At 45.8% G+C, this 17320-nt stretch carries 14 protein-coding genes, 1 tRNA gene and 3 pseudogenes; 9 read left to right on the forward strand and 9 right to left on the reverse strand.

Features of this window, described 5'->3' with window-relative positions:
• Positions 1–164: 164 nt before the first annotated feature.
• The gene (gene galK / locus QUA58_RS16315) at positions 165–1244 is read right to left on the reverse strand and encodes a galactokinase (protein ID WP_333256922.1); all 1080 of its coding nucleotides are present in this window, start codon (positions 1242–1244) and stop codon (positions 165–167) included.
• A 277-nt stretch (positions 1245–1521) separates the two neighbouring features.
• Here galK and rsmA point away from each other — a divergent pair, with 277 nt between their 5' ends.
• Positions 1522–2343, forward strand: coding sequence for a 16S rRNA (adenine(1518)-N(6)/adenine(1519)-N(6))-dimethyltransferase RsmA (rsmA, locus tag QUA58_RS16320; protein ID WP_333394882.1), 822 nt, complete (start codon positions 1522–1524; stop codon positions 2341–2343).
• 251 nt (positions 2344–2594) lie between these two features.
• Here the strand turns inward: rsmA and QUA58_RS31550 are convergent.
• Positions 2595–3464: pseudogene (locus QUA58_RS31550) on the reverse strand (sensor histidine kinase); the annotation flags it as partial.
• A gap of 162 nt (positions 3465–3626) precedes the next feature.
• A pseudogene (locus QUA58_RS31555) lies at positions 3627–3980 on the reverse strand (sensor histidine kinase); the annotation flags it as partial.
• Positions 3981–4070: 90 nt separating this feature from the next.
• Between QUA58_RS31555 and ispE the strand changes: the two are divergent.
• From ispE to QUA58_RS16350, 5 genes are all read left to right on the forward strand, one after another.
• On the forward strand, positions 4071–5048 hold the full coding sequence (gene ispE / locus QUA58_RS16330) for a 4-(cytidine 5'-diphospho)-2-C-methyl-D-erythritol kinase (protein ID WP_333256930.1): 978 nt from the start codon (positions 4071–4073) through the stop codon (positions 5046–5048).
• Between the two features lie 183 nt (positions 5049–5231).
• Positions 5232–5585, forward strand: coding sequence for a DUF3082 domain-containing protein (locus QUA58_RS16335; RefSeq protein ID WP_333256933.1), 354 nt, complete (start codon positions 5232–5234; stop codon positions 5583–5585).
• A gap of 74 nt (positions 5586–5659) precedes the next feature.
• On the forward strand, positions 5660–6286 hold the full coding sequence (locus QUA58_RS16340; RefSeq protein WP_333394897.1) for a DUF488 domain-containing protein: 627 nt from the start codon (positions 5660–5662) through the stop codon (positions 6284–6286).
• A gap of 286 nt (positions 6287–6572) precedes the next feature.
• Positions 6573–7307, forward strand: coding sequence for a hypothetical protein (locus tag QUA58_RS16345; RefSeq protein WP_333256938.1), 735 nt, complete (start codon positions 6573–6575; stop codon positions 7305–7307).
• 374 nt (positions 7308–7681) lie between these two features.
• Complete coding sequence (locus QUA58_RS16350) at positions 7682–7873, forward strand: hypothetical protein (RefSeq protein ID WP_333256941.1); 192 nt, start codon at positions 7682–7684, stop codon at positions 7871–7873.
• A gap of 78 nt (positions 7874–7951) precedes the next feature.
• Here QUA58_RS16350 and QUA58_RS16355 read toward each other — a convergent pair.
• Positions 7952–8025, reverse strand: a tRNA-Pro gene (locus QUA58_RS16355).
• Positions 8026–8116: 91 nt separating this feature from the next.
• On the opposite strand from QUA58_RS16355, the pseudogene lipA reads away from it, so the two are divergent.
• The 3 genes and pseudogenes from lipA to QUA58_RS16370 form a co-directional block, all read left to right on the forward strand.
• Positions 8117–8992: pseudogene (lipA, locus tag QUA58_RS16360) on the forward strand (lipoyl synthase); the annotation flags it as partial.
• 1025 nt (positions 8993–10017) lie between these two features.
• Positions 10018–11286, forward strand: a complete 1269-nt coding sequence (gene sigC / locus QUA58_RS16365; protein ID WP_194010915.1) for an RNA polymerase sigma factor SigC — start codon at positions 10018–10020, stop codon at positions 11284–11286.
• A 245-nt stretch (positions 11287–11531) separates the two neighbouring features.
• Positions 11532–12059, forward strand: coding sequence for a transcriptional repressor (locus tag QUA58_RS16370; protein WP_333394884.1), 528 nt, complete (start codon positions 11532–11534; stop codon positions 12057–12059).
• A 170-nt stretch (positions 12060–12229) separates the two neighbouring features.
• On the opposite strand, the gene QUA58_RS31560 is transcribed toward QUA58_RS16370, so the two are convergent.
• The 5 genes from QUA58_RS31560 to QUA58_RS16390 all read right to left on the reverse strand — a co-directional run bounded on the left by QUA58_RS31560 (position 12230) and on the right by QUA58_RS16390 (position 17057).
• Complete coding sequence (locus QUA58_RS31560; protein ID WP_445301883.1) at positions 12230–12358, reverse strand: peptidoglycan-binding domain-containing protein; 129 nt, start codon at positions 12356–12358, stop codon at positions 12230–12232.
• Positions 12359–12373: 15 nt separating this feature from the next.
• A complete protein-coding gene (locus tag QUA58_RS16375; RefSeq protein WP_333255340.1) occupies positions 12374–13813 on the reverse strand; it encodes a peptidoglycan-binding protein in 1440 nt (479 codons plus the stop codon).
• A gap of 531 nt (positions 13814–14344) precedes the next feature.
• Positions 14345–14521: a hypothetical protein gene (locus tag QUA58_RS16380; protein WP_194010918.1), complete on the reverse strand. Its 177-nt coding sequence runs from the start codon at positions 14519–14521 to the stop codon at positions 14345–14347.
• A 489-nt stretch (positions 14522–15010) separates the two neighbouring features.
• Positions 15011–15472, reverse strand: coding sequence for an SH3 domain-containing protein (locus QUA58_RS16385; protein ID WP_194067479.1), 462 nt, complete (start codon positions 15470–15472; stop codon positions 15011–15013).
• Positions 15473–15548: 76 nt separating this feature from the next.
• Positions 15549–17057 carry an AAA family ATPase gene (locus QUA58_RS16390; protein WP_333255342.1) on the reverse strand — a complete coding sequence of 503 codons (1509 nt, stop codon included), beginning with the start codon at positions 17055–17057 and terminating at the stop codon, positions 15549–15551.
• Positions 17058–17320 lie beyond the last annotated feature (263 nt).

Consider the following 17320-nt stretch of genomic DNA (forward strand, 5'->3'; position numbering starts at 1 on the left):
CGTGGGTTCCTCTATGAAGGGGATAAAGGGTATAAAAAACCCAGAGATGCTGTGTCAGACTCGGATCGTCTTAGGTGACGAATACCCAGTAATGGGATACCCAACAGAGCAGCAGCAAATGAGACACGAAGCCTACATTGTACCGAAGGTCAGTGCTAGGTATTTCACGAATTAACTTTAACTTCGGGAACCAAAACGCGGCCACTATAACCCGCGCGCTGGTAGCGATCGATCGCCTCTGATGCGATAACACCCGCTTTCCCACTCTCCACCAGCGCTACGCAAGCACCGCCAAAACCTCCCCCCGTCAGCCTTGCGCCGAAGACTCCGGGAATTGACTGCAAGATTGCCGCCAGCGTGTCTACTGCCGGCACCGAAACTTCGTAGTCATCGCGCTGACTGGCATGGGAAGCATTCATTAACTCGCCAAAACGTTTTGCTGGCAAAGATTTTACTGCTTCGAGTACGCGGTTGTTTTCAGTAACCACGTGCCGCGCTCGTCTTCTGAGGGGTTCCGGCAATACTTCCACTGCTTTGGGATCGGCGACATCCCTAAGAGCTTTAACTCCCAATATCCGCGCGGATTCTTCACACTCGGCGCGCCGCTTGTTGTAACCGCTTCCTGCTGCGAGTTGGTGGCTTTCGCCACTGTCAATTATTAAAATTTCTGTGTTTGTGGGAAAAGGTATCGGGCGGCATTCGAGGCTGCGCGTGTCGATAAATAGCATGGTGTTGGTGTCTGCTAAACTCGACGCCATTTGATCCATGATGCCACAGTTCAAGCCGGCATACCGGATTTCGACTTGCTGTCCGATTTGGGCTAGCCGCACGTCGTCTAGGGGGAGGTTCAGCAGCGCGCGCACTCCTCTGAGGGTTGCTATTTCTAAAGCGGCGCTGCTGGACAAACCGGCTCCGATCGGCACATTCGAGGTAATGTAGAGATTTATTGGCGGTATTTTGTATCCTTCTTTTTCTAAAAGTCTCAGGCAGCCACAGATATAACTGACGAATTTTTGCGGTATGGTATCGTCGTCTGAATAATTTATGAGTTCGTCATATTCTGCTGAATAAAAATGGTGTCGATCGTCGCTGCTGAAGCCGATTTGTACTGTTGTGCGCTGGGGAATCGCAGTTGGAAGTACAAATCCATCGTTGTAGTCTGTGTGTTCGCCCAGTAGGTTTACTCTGCCGGGGGCGCTGGCTGTGGTTTTGGGTAATGTACCAAATACTCGTTGGAATTTCATTTTTGGGGAAGTGGTAATTGGTTGTTGGTTATTTGTTATTGGTTATTTGTTATTGGTTATTTGGAAAAACAGCTATCCCTGTCTCCGTGACTTACGTGTTGTGCTGTTGGTAATTGGGAAGAAATAAATTTATTTTTTATCGTTTGTCTTTATTATAGTGCCCAAGTTTTTTGGTTAATTCAACCCCTGTTAACAAAAATAAACATCACCGTAAGTTGGGAAAAGATATTGAGCTGTGATAGAATGACAGGCTAAGATTTCTCCAAAAATTCAAAAAATGCGATCGACCCGACCCCGAAAACAGTTTGCTCAACATTGGCTCAAAAGCGAGAAAGCCTTAGATAAGATTGTGAAAGCGGCTTCTTTGGATCGCGATCGTGTCCTGGAAATCGGGCCGGGTACTGGGATTCTGACTCGGCGCTTGCTGCCCGAAGCTGAGTCTGTTGTTGCTGTGGAGATCGATCGAGATTTGTGTCTTAAGCTAGCCAAACAACTCGGCAAAACCGACAATTTTTTACTGCTACAAGGCGACATCCTGGAAATGGACTTAGATGCTGAACTAACGGCATTTCCCAAATTCCAAAATCCCAATAAAGTTGTTGCCAATATTCCTTATAATATTACTGGCCCGATTCTGCAAAAACTGCTGGGAACGATATCTGTTCCTGCTGCTAAACCCTTCGATTCGATCGTGCTGTTAGTGCAGAAAGAAGTGGCCCAAAGGCTTTACGCTAAACCGGGTTCGACAGCTTTTGGCGCTTTGTCGGTGCGGGTACAATATTTAGCAGAATGTGAGTTAGTTTGTGATGTGCCTTCTAGAGATTTCTATCCGCCTCCAAAAGTCGATTCTGCGGTGGTGCGGCTGCGTCCCAGACAGATAGAAACTGCGGCGGTTAATCCGCGCTATTTGGAGACTTTACTGAAGTTGGGATTTGGCAGCAAGCGCAAAATGCTGCGAAATAATTTGAAAGGGGCTGTGGATTTAGATAAACTCGTTCAATTGCTAGAAGAGTTACAGATAAATCCTCAATCTCGCGCTGAAGATTTGAGCGTGGATCAATGGGTGAATTTGAGCAATAATTTGTTTTCGGATGACTAATGACTAATGACTAATGACCAATGACCAATGACCAATGACCAATGACTAATGATATCATCTCCGGTAGATTAATAACAAAAACGGTTCGTTCGTAGTGCGGACTTTAGTCCGCTCCATGAAAGCGGACTAAAGTCCGCACTACGAACTAATTTTATATTTGTCAATCGACCGGACATGATATAACTACTGACCAATGACCAATGACCAATGACCAATGACCAATGACTACTGACTGTGTAATTGTTCAATGATTATTTAACGCTAATCGGAATTTTAATAATAAATTCCGTACCCTGTCCCGGTGCTGAAATACACTGCAATTCTCCTTTGTGTCTTTCGGTAATAATTTGATAGCAGATAGACAAACCCAGTCCCGTACCTTTACCTACAGGTTTGGTTGTAAAAAAAGGATCGAATATCTGCTCGACTACCTCCTCAGCGATGCCTGACCCATTGTCAAGAATTCTGATTTCTACCCATTTTTCGTCTACAATTCTGGTAGAAATTTTGAGGACTTTGAGATTAGTTTCACGGGCAAGTTTCTGGTCTTCGCTATCTTCCTCAAAAGCATCAATAGCGTTATTAAATATATTTATAAATACCTGATTTAGCTGTCCGGGATAGCACTCGACTTTCAGTAAATTGCCGTAGTTTTTGATAATTTCAATGCCGGGATAATCGGGTTTAGGATTCAGGCGGTTTTGCAACATCATCAAGGTGCTGTCAATACCTTCGTGAATGTCCGCTAATTTCATTTCGGCTTCGTCAAGCCTCGAAAAAGTCCGCAGCGACTTGACAATATCGCGGATTCTGTCCGCCCCTGTTTTCATCGAAGATAAGATTTTTGGCAAGTCTACTCGGATAAAATCTAAATCAAGAGACTGGAGTTTTTCTTTGACTCGCGGTAAGGGATTTGGATAGTGCTGTTCGTAGATATCGGCCATTTCCAGGAGATTATTTGCATACTCGCCAGCAGGAGCCAGATTGCCGTAAATGAAGTTGACTGGATTGTTAATTTCGTGGGCGACACCAGCTACTACTTGCCCCAAAGATGACATTTTTTCGCTTTGAATTAGCTTGGCTTGAGTTTGCTGCAATTCTAGCAAAGTTTGTTCTAGTTGTAGAGTTTGTTTTTTTAATTCTCTCGTGCGTTCCTCAACTCTAATTTCTAACTCGTCTTTGGATTTTTTTAGTGCTGTTTCTGCTGATATGCGATCGCATATTTCTGCTTCGAGGAGGCTGTTTGCTAGTGCTAGCTGGGCGGGACTGGGAAGGGCTAGGGCTTGAGGGATTAAGTTTACTAAAAGTATGGCTGTAGTGAAGGAAATAGTGGCGGTAATTGCTTTCATGGTTCCTGAAAGCCAATAGGTAGGATGCCAAAGCGTCCAGACTTCAAATATGTGAGTGATCCCGCAGGCGACGATAAAGGCTCCAAACATGGCAAAGATCCAGTCAAAGGGCAAATCTTTGCGTTTGGAAATAAAATAAAGCAGTGTAATGGGTATCGAGAAATACGCTAGTGCAATGATCGAATCTGAGGCTACGTGAAGCCAGACTAACTTTGTCTGCCAGAGATAGCAGTGCCCGTGAGGAATAAATGACCCGGAACTAAAAAAAGTTTTCCAGATTTCTGGCATAATATTTCCTTTGAGTTGTGAGAAAATAGATTCTGACTGGTGTCAATTAATTTCAACCAGGGGTTTCTTTCACCTGCGGCTTAATCACCTATGCGTTCATATTCTCTGCTAGCTTCAGCAAAAATCAATCTGTATTTGGAGATTATAGGCGATCGCCCCGACGGATATCACGAACTGGCGATGGTACTTCAAAGCATAGATTTGGCCGATCGAATTGACTTGCGCGCGATCGGTACAGACACGATCCGCGTGCGCTGCGATCACCCGCAAGTCCCTCCTGATAAGAATAACCTGGCTTACCGGGCGGCGGACTTGTTGGCGAAGCAATTCCCCGATGCTTTGGCGAAATACGGCGGAGTCGAGATTGCCATTCACAAGCAGATTCCGGTGGCAGCGGGGCTTGCCGGCGGTTCGGCAAATGCGGCGGCGGTTTTAGTCGGGATGGATTTGCTGTGGCAATTGGGGCTTACTCAGTCGGAGTTGCAAGAGTTGGGGGGAACCTTGGGTTCGGATGTGCCTTTTTGCATTAGTGGAGGTACGGCTTTGGCAACTGGTCGCGGGGATAAACTGTCGCCAATGCCTGATTTGGGGGGCTTTTCTGTGGTGTTGGCGAAGTACCGAAATCTCAGTATTTCTACTGCCTGGGCGTATCAAACTTATCGCCAGCAGTTCAGTAGTTCCTATTGTGCAGCGGAAGATTTGGAGTGCCGCCGGGAACGGCTACATTCGGGCCCGATGGTGGGGGCGATCGCCCAAAAAGATCGATCAAAAATTGGTCAATTGCTGCACAACGATTTAGAAAAAGTTGCTTTGCCCGTGTACCCGCAGGTGTTGCAGTTGCGGCAGGCTTTTGAGTCGGTGGGGGTTTTGGGAACGATGATGTCGGGTTCTGGGCCGACGGTGTTTGCGCTGGCGGAGTCTCCAGAGCAGGCTCAGCAGGTTTTAGAACGGGTTAAAAGTGCGATCGCTTCTCCAGATTTGGATTTTTGGGTAGCAAATTTTAGCAATACTGGAATTCGGATTTTTTCGGAGGGAAACGATACAAAACCGCCGATTGCGAGGGTATAACTCGGAAATGGTGCGATCGCGATCGGCCCTTAAACCTGTCTAACAGGCGAGGGTCAAGATGAATCTAACTTTTCGCAGAGTCTATTGAGATCGAAGAACTGATAATATGTCATGCAACACCGATTTTATTTTTGGTGAATTAACCAGAAATCTAAAATCTAAAATCTAAAATCTAAAATCGCCATGACTGATTTAACTAATCCAAATTCTACTTCTAAACCTCTGAGTTCGGCTGGAGATGCAACCTCTGCATCTTCCACGCCGCCGACGATTTTGCGGTGCGTGATTGGTTCGCTGATCGCGGGCGGGTTTGCGGCGGCTTTGTACGCGCTAACTTTGTCGATTGTCCAAACTTTTGCAAATTCGCCCATACATTCGGACAATGTGACTGCGATTAATATTGGCGCGGCTGTGCGAACTTTAGTCATGGGGATTGTGGCTTTGGGCGCGGGTATTTTTGCTTTTGCATCTTTGGGTTTAATGCTGCTGGCTGTGCAACTTTTAATTCAAAAGTTGCTAAAGAAACCTACAGCTTGAAGTCTACCAATTTCAAGAATTGGGCTACACAAACTCTCCTTCGCGCAGGCGGACTGAATAGTAATATCGAAGCAATGGAATTATTTACGATCGGACACTCCAATCTTAGTATTGAAGCGTTTGTTTTGCTGCTGCAAAAACACGGAATTACGGCGGTTGCAGACGTGCGATCGCATCCTTTCAGCCGCTATTTACCTCATTTTAATAAATCGGAAATTACAGCTTCTCTGTCAAGTACCGGCATTCAATATGTTTTTTTAGGCAAAGAGTTGGGCGCCAGACCCGAAGATTTAAGCTGTTACGATACTAGCGGTAAAGCTTTATACAATCGCATAGCAGCAACTCCTCTATTTTCCGCAGGAATGCAGCGCTTACTCAAAGGCGCAGCCAATTATAAAATCAGTTTAATGTGTGCGGAAAAAGACCCGATTACTTGTCATAGGACTATTTTAGTTTGCCACAAACTTAAAGTATTTAATTTACAAATTAATCACATTCTTTCAGATGGTAATTTAGAATCACACCAGCATTTAGAAGAAAGACTTTTGAGCAAGTTTAACAAATATCAAAAAAACTATGAACCTATTCAGCTCAGCTTTTTTGAATTAGAACCTGATGTTAAAACTGAAAGGGTTGATTTAGAAACAGCTTATTATCGTCACGGATTGGAAATCGCTTATGTCAGCCAAAAAAACAATTAATTAATTTATCAAATATGTCGCAGTTGGCGAATTTTGCTAACCCAAAACATTTAAATTCCAGCCCGCAAAACCTCATTTTTTAGGGGCACAATGCGCCCATTACTGCTAGAAGTAGCGCGTCAAACGATTTTTCGCATAAGTCCTGAACAACTCTTGACATCGCATACATTTATAAATTAGGGTACAGCCCTCCGCGCCCACCCTATTTTTATAAATTTTCTTCTAGTTTTAACGTTGTTCATGCTATAATTCTGCGGGACTGTAGCAGAAAGGGGTGCTTTTTTTTATGAAAGCAGAATTTTATTTTGACTGTCACAAATATATTTGCAGTTTAGTTCAAGTAGATTTTGTCAAAGAATTAAAAATAAAAAATCATCAAGGTTTTGTTTTGGCTGTTAAGCAAGGAGAAAAGATTGGACTTTTGGGGAAAAGCCGCCATAATGCTAAACAAGTTGATGTATCTAAGCCCCATTTTTATAATGTAATTAAAGCCGCTATGAGCGCTTTGGAATTAGAAACTAAAAATGAGGTGATATTAGAGAGAAATCGAACTCTTGCTGATGCCGAAGAAATGATTCAGCAGCAAAACCGAGAAATTCGCGTTCTCAACGAACAGATTAGAATGCTTGGAACTAAGGTTGAGGAATTGTCAAGGGAAAAGCAGCAGTTATCCATGCAGTTAGTAAACAATGAAATCATAGAAACTGAAATTAGTCAAGAAATTGAGGATTTTCCTGCTACCGAGGAAGATTTACCGGCGGCGCAAATTGAGCAGGAGATGGGAGAAGCTGAAATTAGTCAAGAAATCGCACAATTCCTGATTCAAACTTCTGGGTTGGACGTGCAGTTAATAGAAAATCTACCGGATTCTGAGGGAATTGATGAAAAGGAAAAAATGACCGAAAGCGATATTAAAAGTGTCACCTTAGAAATTAGAGAAGAAGTAGAATTTCAAGGAGGCGAAACTGAAATTAAGCGACTGCCTAAAAGAGGTTCCCAGAGAAGGATGAGAAAGAAATAATGATGATATAATTTTTCGATAGTGTGACGCGCTAGTTATAGCGCAATACGGTTCAGTTAAGGAAAATTGTAGCGAAAATGTTGAGCGGAGTGAAACGGAGGGTTCGTTCCTTAACCCAACCTACGCACGATCGGTTTTTTTCGCTATAACTTAACCGTATTGAGTTATAGCGAAAATGTGCGCCATATACACGCTAAATATAGAGTTTATGCGTATTTATTGTGCGTCTTTTATTCCTCGCTATTTGGCAAAATTTCTCTAATTATTGTCTGAAATCCACTGACGGCTGCTCTTTGTCCGAACTTGTTTAGGACTACCCAGAACTGAATCAGTTACACGATCGCAACGGCGACTTAGGACTGAAGGTGCAGAGGTTGGAGCAAGAACTCAAGGAAGCACGGCGCTCACGGGAAGAAAATAAAAACTCAGCTCTGACCGTTGCAGAAGTTGCAGAGCCGGCCGACCTGCTCAATCAGTTAAAAGCGCGGCGCAAAAAGTCGAGGGCAGACTTGGCTGACATGGAAGCAGTTTTGGAGATACTCAGCTACTTAGAAGAGTCGCACTGAGCGAAGGATGAGCGGAAAATGGAATATCCTAGAGAGTTATAAATCTGAAACCCGTTACCTGTAAAGATTTAAAGTCAATCGGGATGACAGGATTTGAACCTGCGACCCCCTCGTCCCGAACGAGGTGCGCTACCAAGCTGCGCTACATCCCGAAATTAGTCACTATATTTTTAGCCTATCACATTCAATTTAAAATTTAGCAAGCTCGTATATAATGATTTGTAAAACACTACTCAGGCGGAGACAGACGTGACAGTTAAGCCCCAGTGGTTGCGAGTTAAAGCCCCCCAGTGGGAGCGCGTCGGCAACGTCAAAGAAATTTTGCGGGATTTGTCCCTGAATACGGTTTGCGAGGAAGCGTCGTGTCCGAACATCGGCGAATGCTTCAACGCAGGTACTGCGACCTTTTTGATTATGGGCCCGGCTTGTACCCGCGCTTGTCCTTACTGCGACATTGATTTTGAGAAAAAGCCCCAACCTTTAGATCCGACGGAACCCCAAAGATTGGCGCAAGCGGTGCAGCGGCTCAAACTCAACCACGTCGTGATTACCTCTGTCAACCGGGACGATTTGCCGGATGGGGGCGCGTCTCAGTTTGTCGAGTGCATTCAAGCAGTGCGATCGACGATGCCCGATACAACTATAGAAGTTTTGATTCCCGACTTGTGCGGCAACTGGCAGGCTTTAGAAATCATTCTCGCAGCCCGGCCAGATGTACTCAACCACAATACCGAAACCGTAAAGCGACTTTACCGCAAGGTGCGGCCACAAGGAAAGTACGATCGCACCTTGGAACTATTGCAGCGAAGCCGCCAACTCGCACCTGGGGTTTACACCAAATCCGGCATCATGGTGGGACTGGGAGAAACAGACAGCGAAATTCGGGAGGCGATGCAGGACTTGCGGGCTGTCGGCTGCGATATTTTGACAGTTGGACAGTACCTACAACCGACTCAAAAGCACTTGAATGTAGAAAGTTTTGTGCCGCCCGAACAGTTTGATGCTTGGAGAGAGTTTGGCGAATCTTTGGGATTCTTGCAAGTTGTTGCTTCTCCCTTAACTCGCAGTTCCTATCACGCCGAACAGGTGAGGGAACTGATGAAACTTTACCCACGCTAGCAATTTTAATTTGAGTTGACTCGCGCCCATTGGTGACAAGTTAAGACTTAACTGCATTTGTCAATCAGTAATATTACTCAAAAAAACTGCTTTTTTAGGAGTGGAAAATTTACGATTTGAGAGGGAGTAAGTATAAATATCATGGGAGGCATGATTCCTCGATCGCCCAAATATCAGTTTTATGCCCAAAATCCGAGTAAATGTTGAGCATAATTGCTGATTGACAATGCTTTCTTAGCTTAACTTGTTACCAATGAGTCGCGCCCGATCGCACCATTCTCACTAAAACCAGATCAACCGGGTAACAGCGAGGAAAAACTTGCGCTTTATATGCAGACCCAGGGCAAAAGACCCCGTTTCTGATGCTGGTGTTCTTGGCCTGATGTTAACCCGGAAGCAGCAGCCAACAGCAAAACAATTATCGGTCGATCGCCCCCTCCAAGTCGCGACTTACCCAAAAGAGATCCAGAAACCGGGTTTCTTCCTCAAACTTCTAGGTTTTAATCCAGAAATTTGAGGAAGAAACCCGGTTTTTGCGTCAGCCAATAACTCGGTACTGCGGACTCTAGCAACTCTCAAGCCCATATTCTGTAATGGATTAAACTTCTGCGCTCACTGCAGCGTATTTAATCTAGATCGCCGAGTTATATAAAGTTTTATTAAAAAAATCCTTAATTTTCCGAAGTGATCGGGAACCAGGTTATTGGTGATGAAGATTAACTTAACTTCTGACGAACGTCACTTGTTTTTAGCCAGTCAGTATCTATACTAGCTATACAAACAAAGAAGTACAACGCACTTTTCGGGCCTTCAACCTGTTACATCAGAAAGTTCTTAGGGTTTTCCTGAATCTTTGTAAAAGAAGTGGGGCTGCCAAAGTTCGATCGAACAACAGCAAAAAAAGTCACGAAAGTTAGTAAAGAAACAAACAGCGGTGATGGTTCGTCCTAATAAAGCGGGCATCATAATTATAAATAACCGCTAAGCGTAGCATCTTTTCACCCGGAGCAACTGAGAAAATCACTATGCCAGCCACCTCTTTTTACGCTGAAGCTGAATTCGACGAACAACTGCAAGTCAATCCATTGCAAGATGTAGATGTGTTGGATGAAGATGCTGAAGAAGCTGGGGACGAACTCATCGACCAACGCGCAGCAGAGATTGAGGATGCAGAGACAGCATCCAAATTGCAAAAAAATGCCAGCCGCCGCACTACGGATTTAGTGCGCCTTTACTTACAAGAAATCGGTCGCGTTCGTCTCTTAGGTAGAGACGAAGAAGTCTCTGAAGCTCAAAAAGTTCAGCGCTATATCAAACTACTGGAATTACGCAGTACCGTCGCCTCTCAGGAAGAAGGGCTAATTGGGCGCTTTGTTCATGTAATAGAAGTGCGCGATCGCCTGTCCGCACAGTTGGGACACAAGCCTTCCCTGGAACGCTGGGCATTAACAGCAGGTGTAGGCGACGTGCCAGAACTAAAACGAATTATGTCCGAAGGCAAGCGCCATTGGGCAGAATTGGCAGAGATGACTGTCGAGGAGATAGAAAGAATTCAAGCTGAAGGCATCGAAGCAAAAGACCACATGATTAAGGCGAACCTGCGCCTGGTTGTTTCGGTAGCCAAAAAATATCAAAATCGCGGTTTAGAGTTGCTAGATTTAATACAAGAAGGTACTCTCGGATTGGAGCGAGCCGTCGAAAAATTCGACCCGACGCGGGGCTATCGGTTTAGCACCTATGCCTACTGGTGGATTCGGCAGGGAATTACGCGGGCGATAGCTACTCAAAGCCGCACCATCCGCCTCCCCGTTCACATCACCGAAAAACTTAACAAAATCAAAAAAGCCCAGCGCAAAATTTCTCAAGAAAAAGGTCGGACAGCTACCATCGATGATATCGCGATCGAGCTGGAAATGACACCATCCCAAGTCCGAGAAGTTTTGTTGCGAGTCCCGCGCTCTGTTTCTCTGGAAACTAAAGTGGGCAACGAAAAAGATACAGAATTGGGCGACTTGCTCGAAACCGACAGCATCTCCCCAGAAGAAATGCTGATGCGGGAAGCTCTGCACCGCGACTTGCAGCAACTTTTGGCTGATTTGACCAGCCGCGAACGAGATGTAATTCTGATGCGCTTTGGTTTGGGCGACGGACACCCCTACTCTCTGGCAGAAATCGGTCGTGCTCTCGACTTGTCCCGCGAGCGAGTCCGCCAAATAGAAGCTAAAGCGTTGCAAAAACTCCGTCAACCAAAGCGCCGCAACCGCGTCCGTGATTATCTGGAGTCTCTCAATTAAATTAATGGGCGTGCATCTACTGTCGGTTTCTGAATCTAGATAGAAGACGGAAAGCAGAAGTATTGATTTCTACTTCTCAAGGATTTCTATGTCTTCTGTCTGGGGCTTTCGGGCCTATTTGCCATCGAAAAATATCAAAAAATAAATTTTTTCCTCAACCTTTTTTCAATAAGCTCGGATATTTGCACAATATCTCGATCGTTGTGTATGATTGTCAATAGGCAGACTTTCTTGAGAGGGTCATAATGGCACTTTACACCGCGTCTTCATTCAAATCCGAACTCAATGACAAAGGCTGGCGGATGACTCCCCAACGGGAAACCATCTTGCACGTTTTTCAAAACCTCCCCAAAGGCAATCACCTGAGTGCCGAGGATTTGTACACTTTGTTAAAAAATCGCGGAGAAAACATTAGCTTGTCCACCATTTACCGAACTTTAAAGTTAATGGCAAGGATGAGCCTGCTCCGGGAACTCGAACTAGCAGAAGGTCACAAACATTATGAAATAAATCAGCCTTATCCGCACCACCACCACCACTTAGTCTGCGTTCAGTGCAACAGAACGATCGAATTTAACAACGATTCGATTTTGAAAACAGGTATGAAGCAAGCTGAAAAGTCTGGATTGCACCTGCTAGACTGCCAGCTAACTATTCATACGGTGTGTCACGAAGCTTTACGGATGGGATGGCCGTCTTTGGTTTCGAGCAATTGGTCTTGTCCGAAGTCGATCGCCGAAAACGGCCACAACATTCTGGAGTCACTCGAGTGAAGGTACACTATTTTCGCGTTTCAAGTACAGATTGTTACAATAATTAACAAAAAACCGGCGCAAGTGCGATCGCAGTTACGCCGAAACCGGTTTTTTAAGGCAAATACATCATTTGACGAATGACTCGGAAGTTAGAAACCCGATTTGTTTGATGTAGCGTCCGCAAGTCCCTAAAAAGTTTGACTCAACAAATCGTCACTGCTAACGCCGTAACTGCGCTGAGCTCGATCGAGGGCATATCTCGTCTGAGCATCCAAAACTCCGGTGACTGAACCCCTGTAAAAGCCGAGGTCTTGCAGCCACCTTTGTCAGTATTAAATGCTCGATCGACGAGAATTGACAGTGCTGCTAATCGGAACAGCAGGAACAGGCAACCTCCGAGCCAATCCGTTTTGAATTTCGGCCAAAGTTGCCGGAGTGGCAATACCCGTCGCCGGAGACAAATTGCGTTCCTGCTGAAACGACAGCACCGCCCATTCAGTCTCGGCTCCAAATACTCCATTCACCAGGCCGGGATTTTTGCCCAGACTTCTGAGCGCTGATTGAAGCTGTAGCACCGCAGGCCCTTTATCACCCCGCCGGATACCCCTTGCGACTGGCTGCTGCGCCTTTGCTGCCTGCCTGTGGCCTAGTCGCAAAGCCGATCGAGTGCTGCGATCCACCCGACCAGTCCCGAACATCCCGCTATCTTTCTGAAACCGGATCAAAGCTATCTGAGTTGGTCGATCGAACCAACCGTGAATCTGGCTCCTGTAATAACCCAATTGTTGCAGCCGCCGCTGCACAAATTCAACTTCTCGGCCTGTGTCGCCCAACTCCAGAAAATCTCCAGCATTACTCTGCTCGTCATTTTCTCCAGGATATAAGGTAATTTGATTAGACCTCATCTCCGCATCGATAGCAGTCAAAGTGGCAGTGTCAGCGCAGCCGTCAGAAACCAAATTATAATCTTGCTGAAAACGAGTCACAGCGTAAAGAGTGCGCTCGCGAAACTTGCCGTCAACGTCGCCTTCAAAATAACCCAAAGCTTTTAACTGCCGCTGGATCAAGTCTACCGTCGCCCCTCTGTCCCCGAAACGCAGCCCCTTGCAACCGCCATTTCCCGAAATATTCCCTGGAAGCGTAACGGGGGAAACCGGCCGGGTGGAACCAAACACCAAAGCTAAAGTTTGCCTATCGGCAACTCCAGTCACCCGCAGTCGATTAATTCGCTGGAAGTATCTAACGGCATTTTGAGTCACTTCCCGAAAACTCCCTGTGGGATGCGCGCTGAAGTAGCCTAGCTGCTTCAACCTGCGCTGCAGAGCAGAAACATCTGCACCGGCGTCTCCAAAACGCAGCTCCCGATAATTTGTATAAATAGTATTAAAAGGTCGATCGTCATCCCCGGCAAAACTGTTGAGTGCTATCACAGTAGCTCGATCGGGCCGGCCAGTCAGCGACAGTTGATAGTCTCGCTGAAAGTTAGTCAGCGCCTGTTTAGTAACCGGGCCGAGTTGACCTGTCGAAGATCTGGGAAAATAGCCGAGATCCCGCAACCTGTCTTGAACCGCTCGCACATTCGGATATCCCGGATCTATTTGAGCAAAAGCCGAACCGGCTGCACTCAACACCGACAGCATCAAAGCCAGAGACAACAAACGGAAATAAGTCTGACTCGATAATAGGTTTTGCCACTTGGGCGCATCAAAAATTTTCGACTCTGCGGGTGCTTCGCAAACAAGAGCAAGTTCGAGGTAGGCGAGGGATTCCATAATTTTTTAGTGTGAAATTGTGGGTGGGTTGTGTGAGCAAACTGCCAAAAATGATTTTTGGCACGCTTGGCTTGGATTCTATCAACGCTAAGTTATACCTGGAAAGCGCGAAGCACCCGTTTTTTTTAAAAATTTACAGTCAAAAATAATTACAGGTAATAACCAAGATAGCATCGCTGCTTCTAGAGGCGCGAGACTCAGCAAAAAAAGTTTGCAGGCATAGTCTTAGCCTGTAAGGCCAAAAAAGAATAAGTTCTGGGGTAGTGCTGGCTAATATTTTATCTCGCTGCCGCAGAAATTACCACAAGACTTGGGCGCCGGTTGTCATCACCTTAATTTGTTTTCTGGTAAAGAGCCTGAAATCGCAGGTTTTTTGTTAAGAAACGCGGCTTTTTCATGTGGCGAGTGCATCTGGGAAAGTACCGCTGATTAACCAAAAAACTAGCCACTAAAAATCCCCACTTTTGCTAGTTGCAAATAGGGCGGGGATTTTTTGATAAGTTGACTTTGTATTAAAAAATCGACGATCGCTTAAATTAAGCCGAACCGATCGCAAATCAAAGCTACTCCCGCCGCAAAAACAGTAATTGCCAAAGCTACCAGCGGGTTTTGGCCTCTGCTGACTGCAAAAGAAGTGACCACCCCAGCTCCTAATGCCGCAGTTACAGCAGCAGTCGCCAAATCTCGATCGGGACGTTTGTCGTACATATCTTTTATTTTTGGTAGCTATTAAGCTGAAAAGTTACCTCTTGGGATCAAAGCTATCACTGTTGCTTCTGCCTAGGTCACAAATCCCTCAGTTTCGCAACTAAGCTTAAAATTTTGCTAAGTTTCTTAACATACTCTAATTAATTAGATAGCTTTTACTTATACAAAGCCTGGTCTGGGGGTGGGATTTTTGGTTAAAAAACCTTTGCGCTGCTTGGCTTTAATGTCAAATTGCTGATTTTGCTCGGACTCGCACCCACAGTCTCAGAGTCTCTGATTGCCATCCCAAATATTGCAAATAAACTTTACTTGACTTTTATAAATAAATGTGATACTGAATTTTTGAATCGGAGATTAAGATTAGACTTGTTACGTAGATTTTCGCTCTCGGAAACCCCAGGTATCAGGCAGATCGACGCTTTCTTAAGGCAGATAATTTCCCGATCGCGGATAAGGGTTGTCGTGCAGGACTTGAGATCGGCTATTGTCCTATTCACCTTCGACTTTTGCAGTATTGCCGCCCTTTACCCAACCTTCGCGATTTCCATCCTCAACCCGAATTCGCTGCCACTCTTTGTCCGGGGAATCTTCTAAAACTACGACTTTTTCGTTGTAACCGACACCGCCAATCCGGTTTGAGTCTCTGCTCCCACTGTCTCGGAGAATTAAGCCGATCGGCTGAGTCACTAAAGCTCGGTAAGCTCCCGGTTCTAAGGGTTTCGGAGACTGCTCATCGCTAGATGTAGAAACAGGGCTCGCTTGCGCTGTTGACTTGGGTTTTGCGCCGGCAACCTGAACTGCTGTTTTGTCGTTGGAAAACATCGGTTTTTCGGGCACAGTAGTTAGCTTAGCGGCAAAGTAAAGTGCAGCCGCCACGCTAGCGCCTGCCATGAGGACGATCGCTAGCAGAAAACCCACTAAAAACTTGAAAACGCTATATATACTGTTCATTGCTGACTGTTGACTGTTGACTGTTCATTGCTGACTGTTGACTGTTGACTGCTGACTTACTACTGTCTTCGAACGACTATCCCTGAATCCGGCGGCTCAGACTGCCGTATCTGGAAGCAAGGCGAGCTTTCCCAGCAGCGGCCCAATCTTGTAAAAATTGGATTTGCTCGCTCGCCGTTCTGGCTAAGGGTACCATCTGACTGGCTGATTCTAAAATATCATCTGTGGTAAAGTCTCGATTTTGACTAAACCCGATGTGCATGGCTTCAATCAAAGTTTGCTCGATTTCGGCACCCGAAAAATCGGGAGTTTCGTAAGCCAAGCGCTCTAAGTCGTAATTTTTGATACTGTGCGATCGCAACCGCAACAAATGTACCTCAAAAATTGCCCGCCGTTCCTCCTGACTGGGCAAACCTACAAAAAATATTTCGTCAAACCTGCCTTTTCTGAGCATTTCCGGCGGCAAAGACTGGATGTTGTTCGCCGTAGCAACTACAAAAACCGGTGAAGTTTTTTCTGCCAGCCAAGTAATAAAAGTCCCGAACACGCGGCTGGTTGTCCCGGAATCGCCTTTACCGTCCAATCCCGAAAAAGCTTTATCAATCTCGTCAATCCACAGCACGCAAGGGGCCAAGGCTTCGGCTAGCTGAATCATTTGTCTGGTGCGCGATTCCGATTCGCCGACTAATCCGGCAAATAAGCGCCCGACATCCAATCGTAGCAAGGGTAAATGCCAGTGGTGGGCGATCGCCTTTGCAGTTAAGGATTTGCCTGTTCCTTGAATTCCGACTAACAACAGGCCTCTGGGATGCGGCAAACCGTATTGGCGGGCTCGTTCGGAAAAAGCACCGCCGCGCCGCAGCAGCCATTCTTTGAGATTGTCCAAACCGCCGATATCGGAGATGTTTTCGCGGGCTGGGTAAAAATCGAGAATTTGAGTTTGGCGGATTGTTTGGCGCTTTTCTTCTAAAATCAGTTCCGCGTCGTCTGGGTGCAGTTCGCCTCTGGTGGCGATCGCCTTTGCCAAAACTCGCCGGATTCGTTCGATCGACAGACCTTGACAGGAGCGCACTGTTTCGTCCAGCAAACGCCCTTCTATGGCTTGTCCGGTAGACCCTAACAGTCTTTCCACCTCAATTTTTATTTCCGCCGCCGCAGGCAGGGGAAACTCCAAAACTGTGATTACTTCGCTGAGGTCTTCGGGGATCGAAGTTATTGGAGAGACGATGACAAGATTTTTGGGCATCGATTTGAGGAGTCTCGCCAAATTCCGCAGCTTGCGGGAAATTGAAACATCTTCTAAAAACCGCTGAAAGTCTCGCAAAATAAAGATCGCCGGCGCGGATGCGGGCAATTTTTCGAGAAATTCTAAAGCTTGCAGCGGGTTGCGCTTGCCAAAACCGGCATCGTTGGGATTTCCTTGGTAGCCGTCAACAAAATCCCAGATGTAGACTGCGCGAGAACCCTGTTTTTTGGCGCATTGGGCGATCGCTGCTTCGACGCGCTCTTCTTCCCGTGTGGGAATGTAAATTAGGGGGTAGCGCGATCGTAGCAGTAGTTCAAACTCGTCACTAAAAATAGTCATTAGTTATTAGTCAGTAGTCAGTAGTCAGTAGTCATTAGTCAGTAGTCATTAGTCAGTAGTCATTAGTTATTAGTGCTGTCCCTGCTCGCTTTCCATTATTAGTCATTAGTCATTAGTCATTAGTCATTAGTCCCCGCTCGGAAACGTCATTAGTCATTAGTTATTAGTCATCGGTTGCTAGGTGGTGTTATTTTTTTGCACTCGTTATTCCACCGTTCGTTAGTGGTTAGCTATGAAATCCTTTGTTTCGGAGAGTAAAAATA

This window comes from Microcoleus sp. N9_A1 (assembly GCF_036701795.1).
In the GTDB taxonomy this organism is placed as follows: domain Bacteria; phylum Cyanobacteriota; class Cyanobacteriia; order Cyanobacteriales; family Microcoleaceae; genus Microcoleus.

What these genes read in the sequence shown, in the direction of transcription:
- galK (WP_333256922.1), bottom strand. Translation starts at nt 1,244, where the DNA reads ATGAAATTCCAACGAGTATTTGGTACATTACCCAAAACCACAGCCAGC.
- rsmA (WP_333394882.1), top strand. Translation starts at nt 1,522, where the DNA reads ATGCGATCGACCCGACCCCGAAAACAGTTTGCTCAACATTGGCTCAAA.
- ispE (WP_333256930.1), top strand. Translation starts at nt 4,071, where the DNA reads ATGCGTTCATATTCTCTGCTAGCTTCAGCAAAAATCAATCTGTATTTG.
- QUA58_RS16335 (WP_333256933.1), top strand. Translation starts at nt 5,232, where the DNA reads ATGACTGATTTAACTAATCCAAATTCTACTTCTAAACCTCTGAGTTCG.
- QUA58_RS16340 (WP_333394897.1), top strand. Translation starts at nt 5,660, where the DNA reads ATGGAATTATTTACGATCGGACACTCCAATCTTAGTATTGAAGCGTTT.
- QUA58_RS16345 (WP_333256938.1), top strand. Translation starts at nt 6,573, where the DNA reads ATGAAAGCAGAATTTTATTTTGACTGTCACAAATATATTTGCAGTTTA.
- sigC (WP_194010915.1), top strand. Translation starts at nt 10,018, where the DNA reads ATGCCAGCCACCTCTTTTTACGCTGAAGCTGAATTCGACGAACAACTG.
- QUA58_RS16370 (WP_333394884.1), top strand. Translation starts at nt 11,532, where the DNA reads ATGGCACTTTACACCGCGTCTTCATTCAAATCCGAACTCAATGACAAA.
- QUA58_RS16375 (WP_333255340.1), bottom strand. Translation starts at nt 13,813, where the DNA reads ATGGAATCCCTCGCCTACCTCGAACTTGCTCTTGTTTGCGAAGCACCC.
- QUA58_RS16380 (WP_194010918.1), bottom strand. Translation starts at nt 14,521, where the DNA reads ATGTACGACAAACGTCCCGATCGAGATTTGGCGACTGCTGCTGTAACT.
- QUA58_RS16385 (WP_194067479.1), bottom strand. Translation starts at nt 15,472, where the DNA reads ATGAACAGTATATATAGCGTTTTCAAGTTTTTAGTGGGTTTTCTGCTA.
- QUA58_RS16390 (WP_333255342.1), bottom strand. Translation starts at nt 17,057, where the DNA reads ATGACTATTTTTAGTGACGAGTTTGAACTACTGCTACGATCGCGCTAC.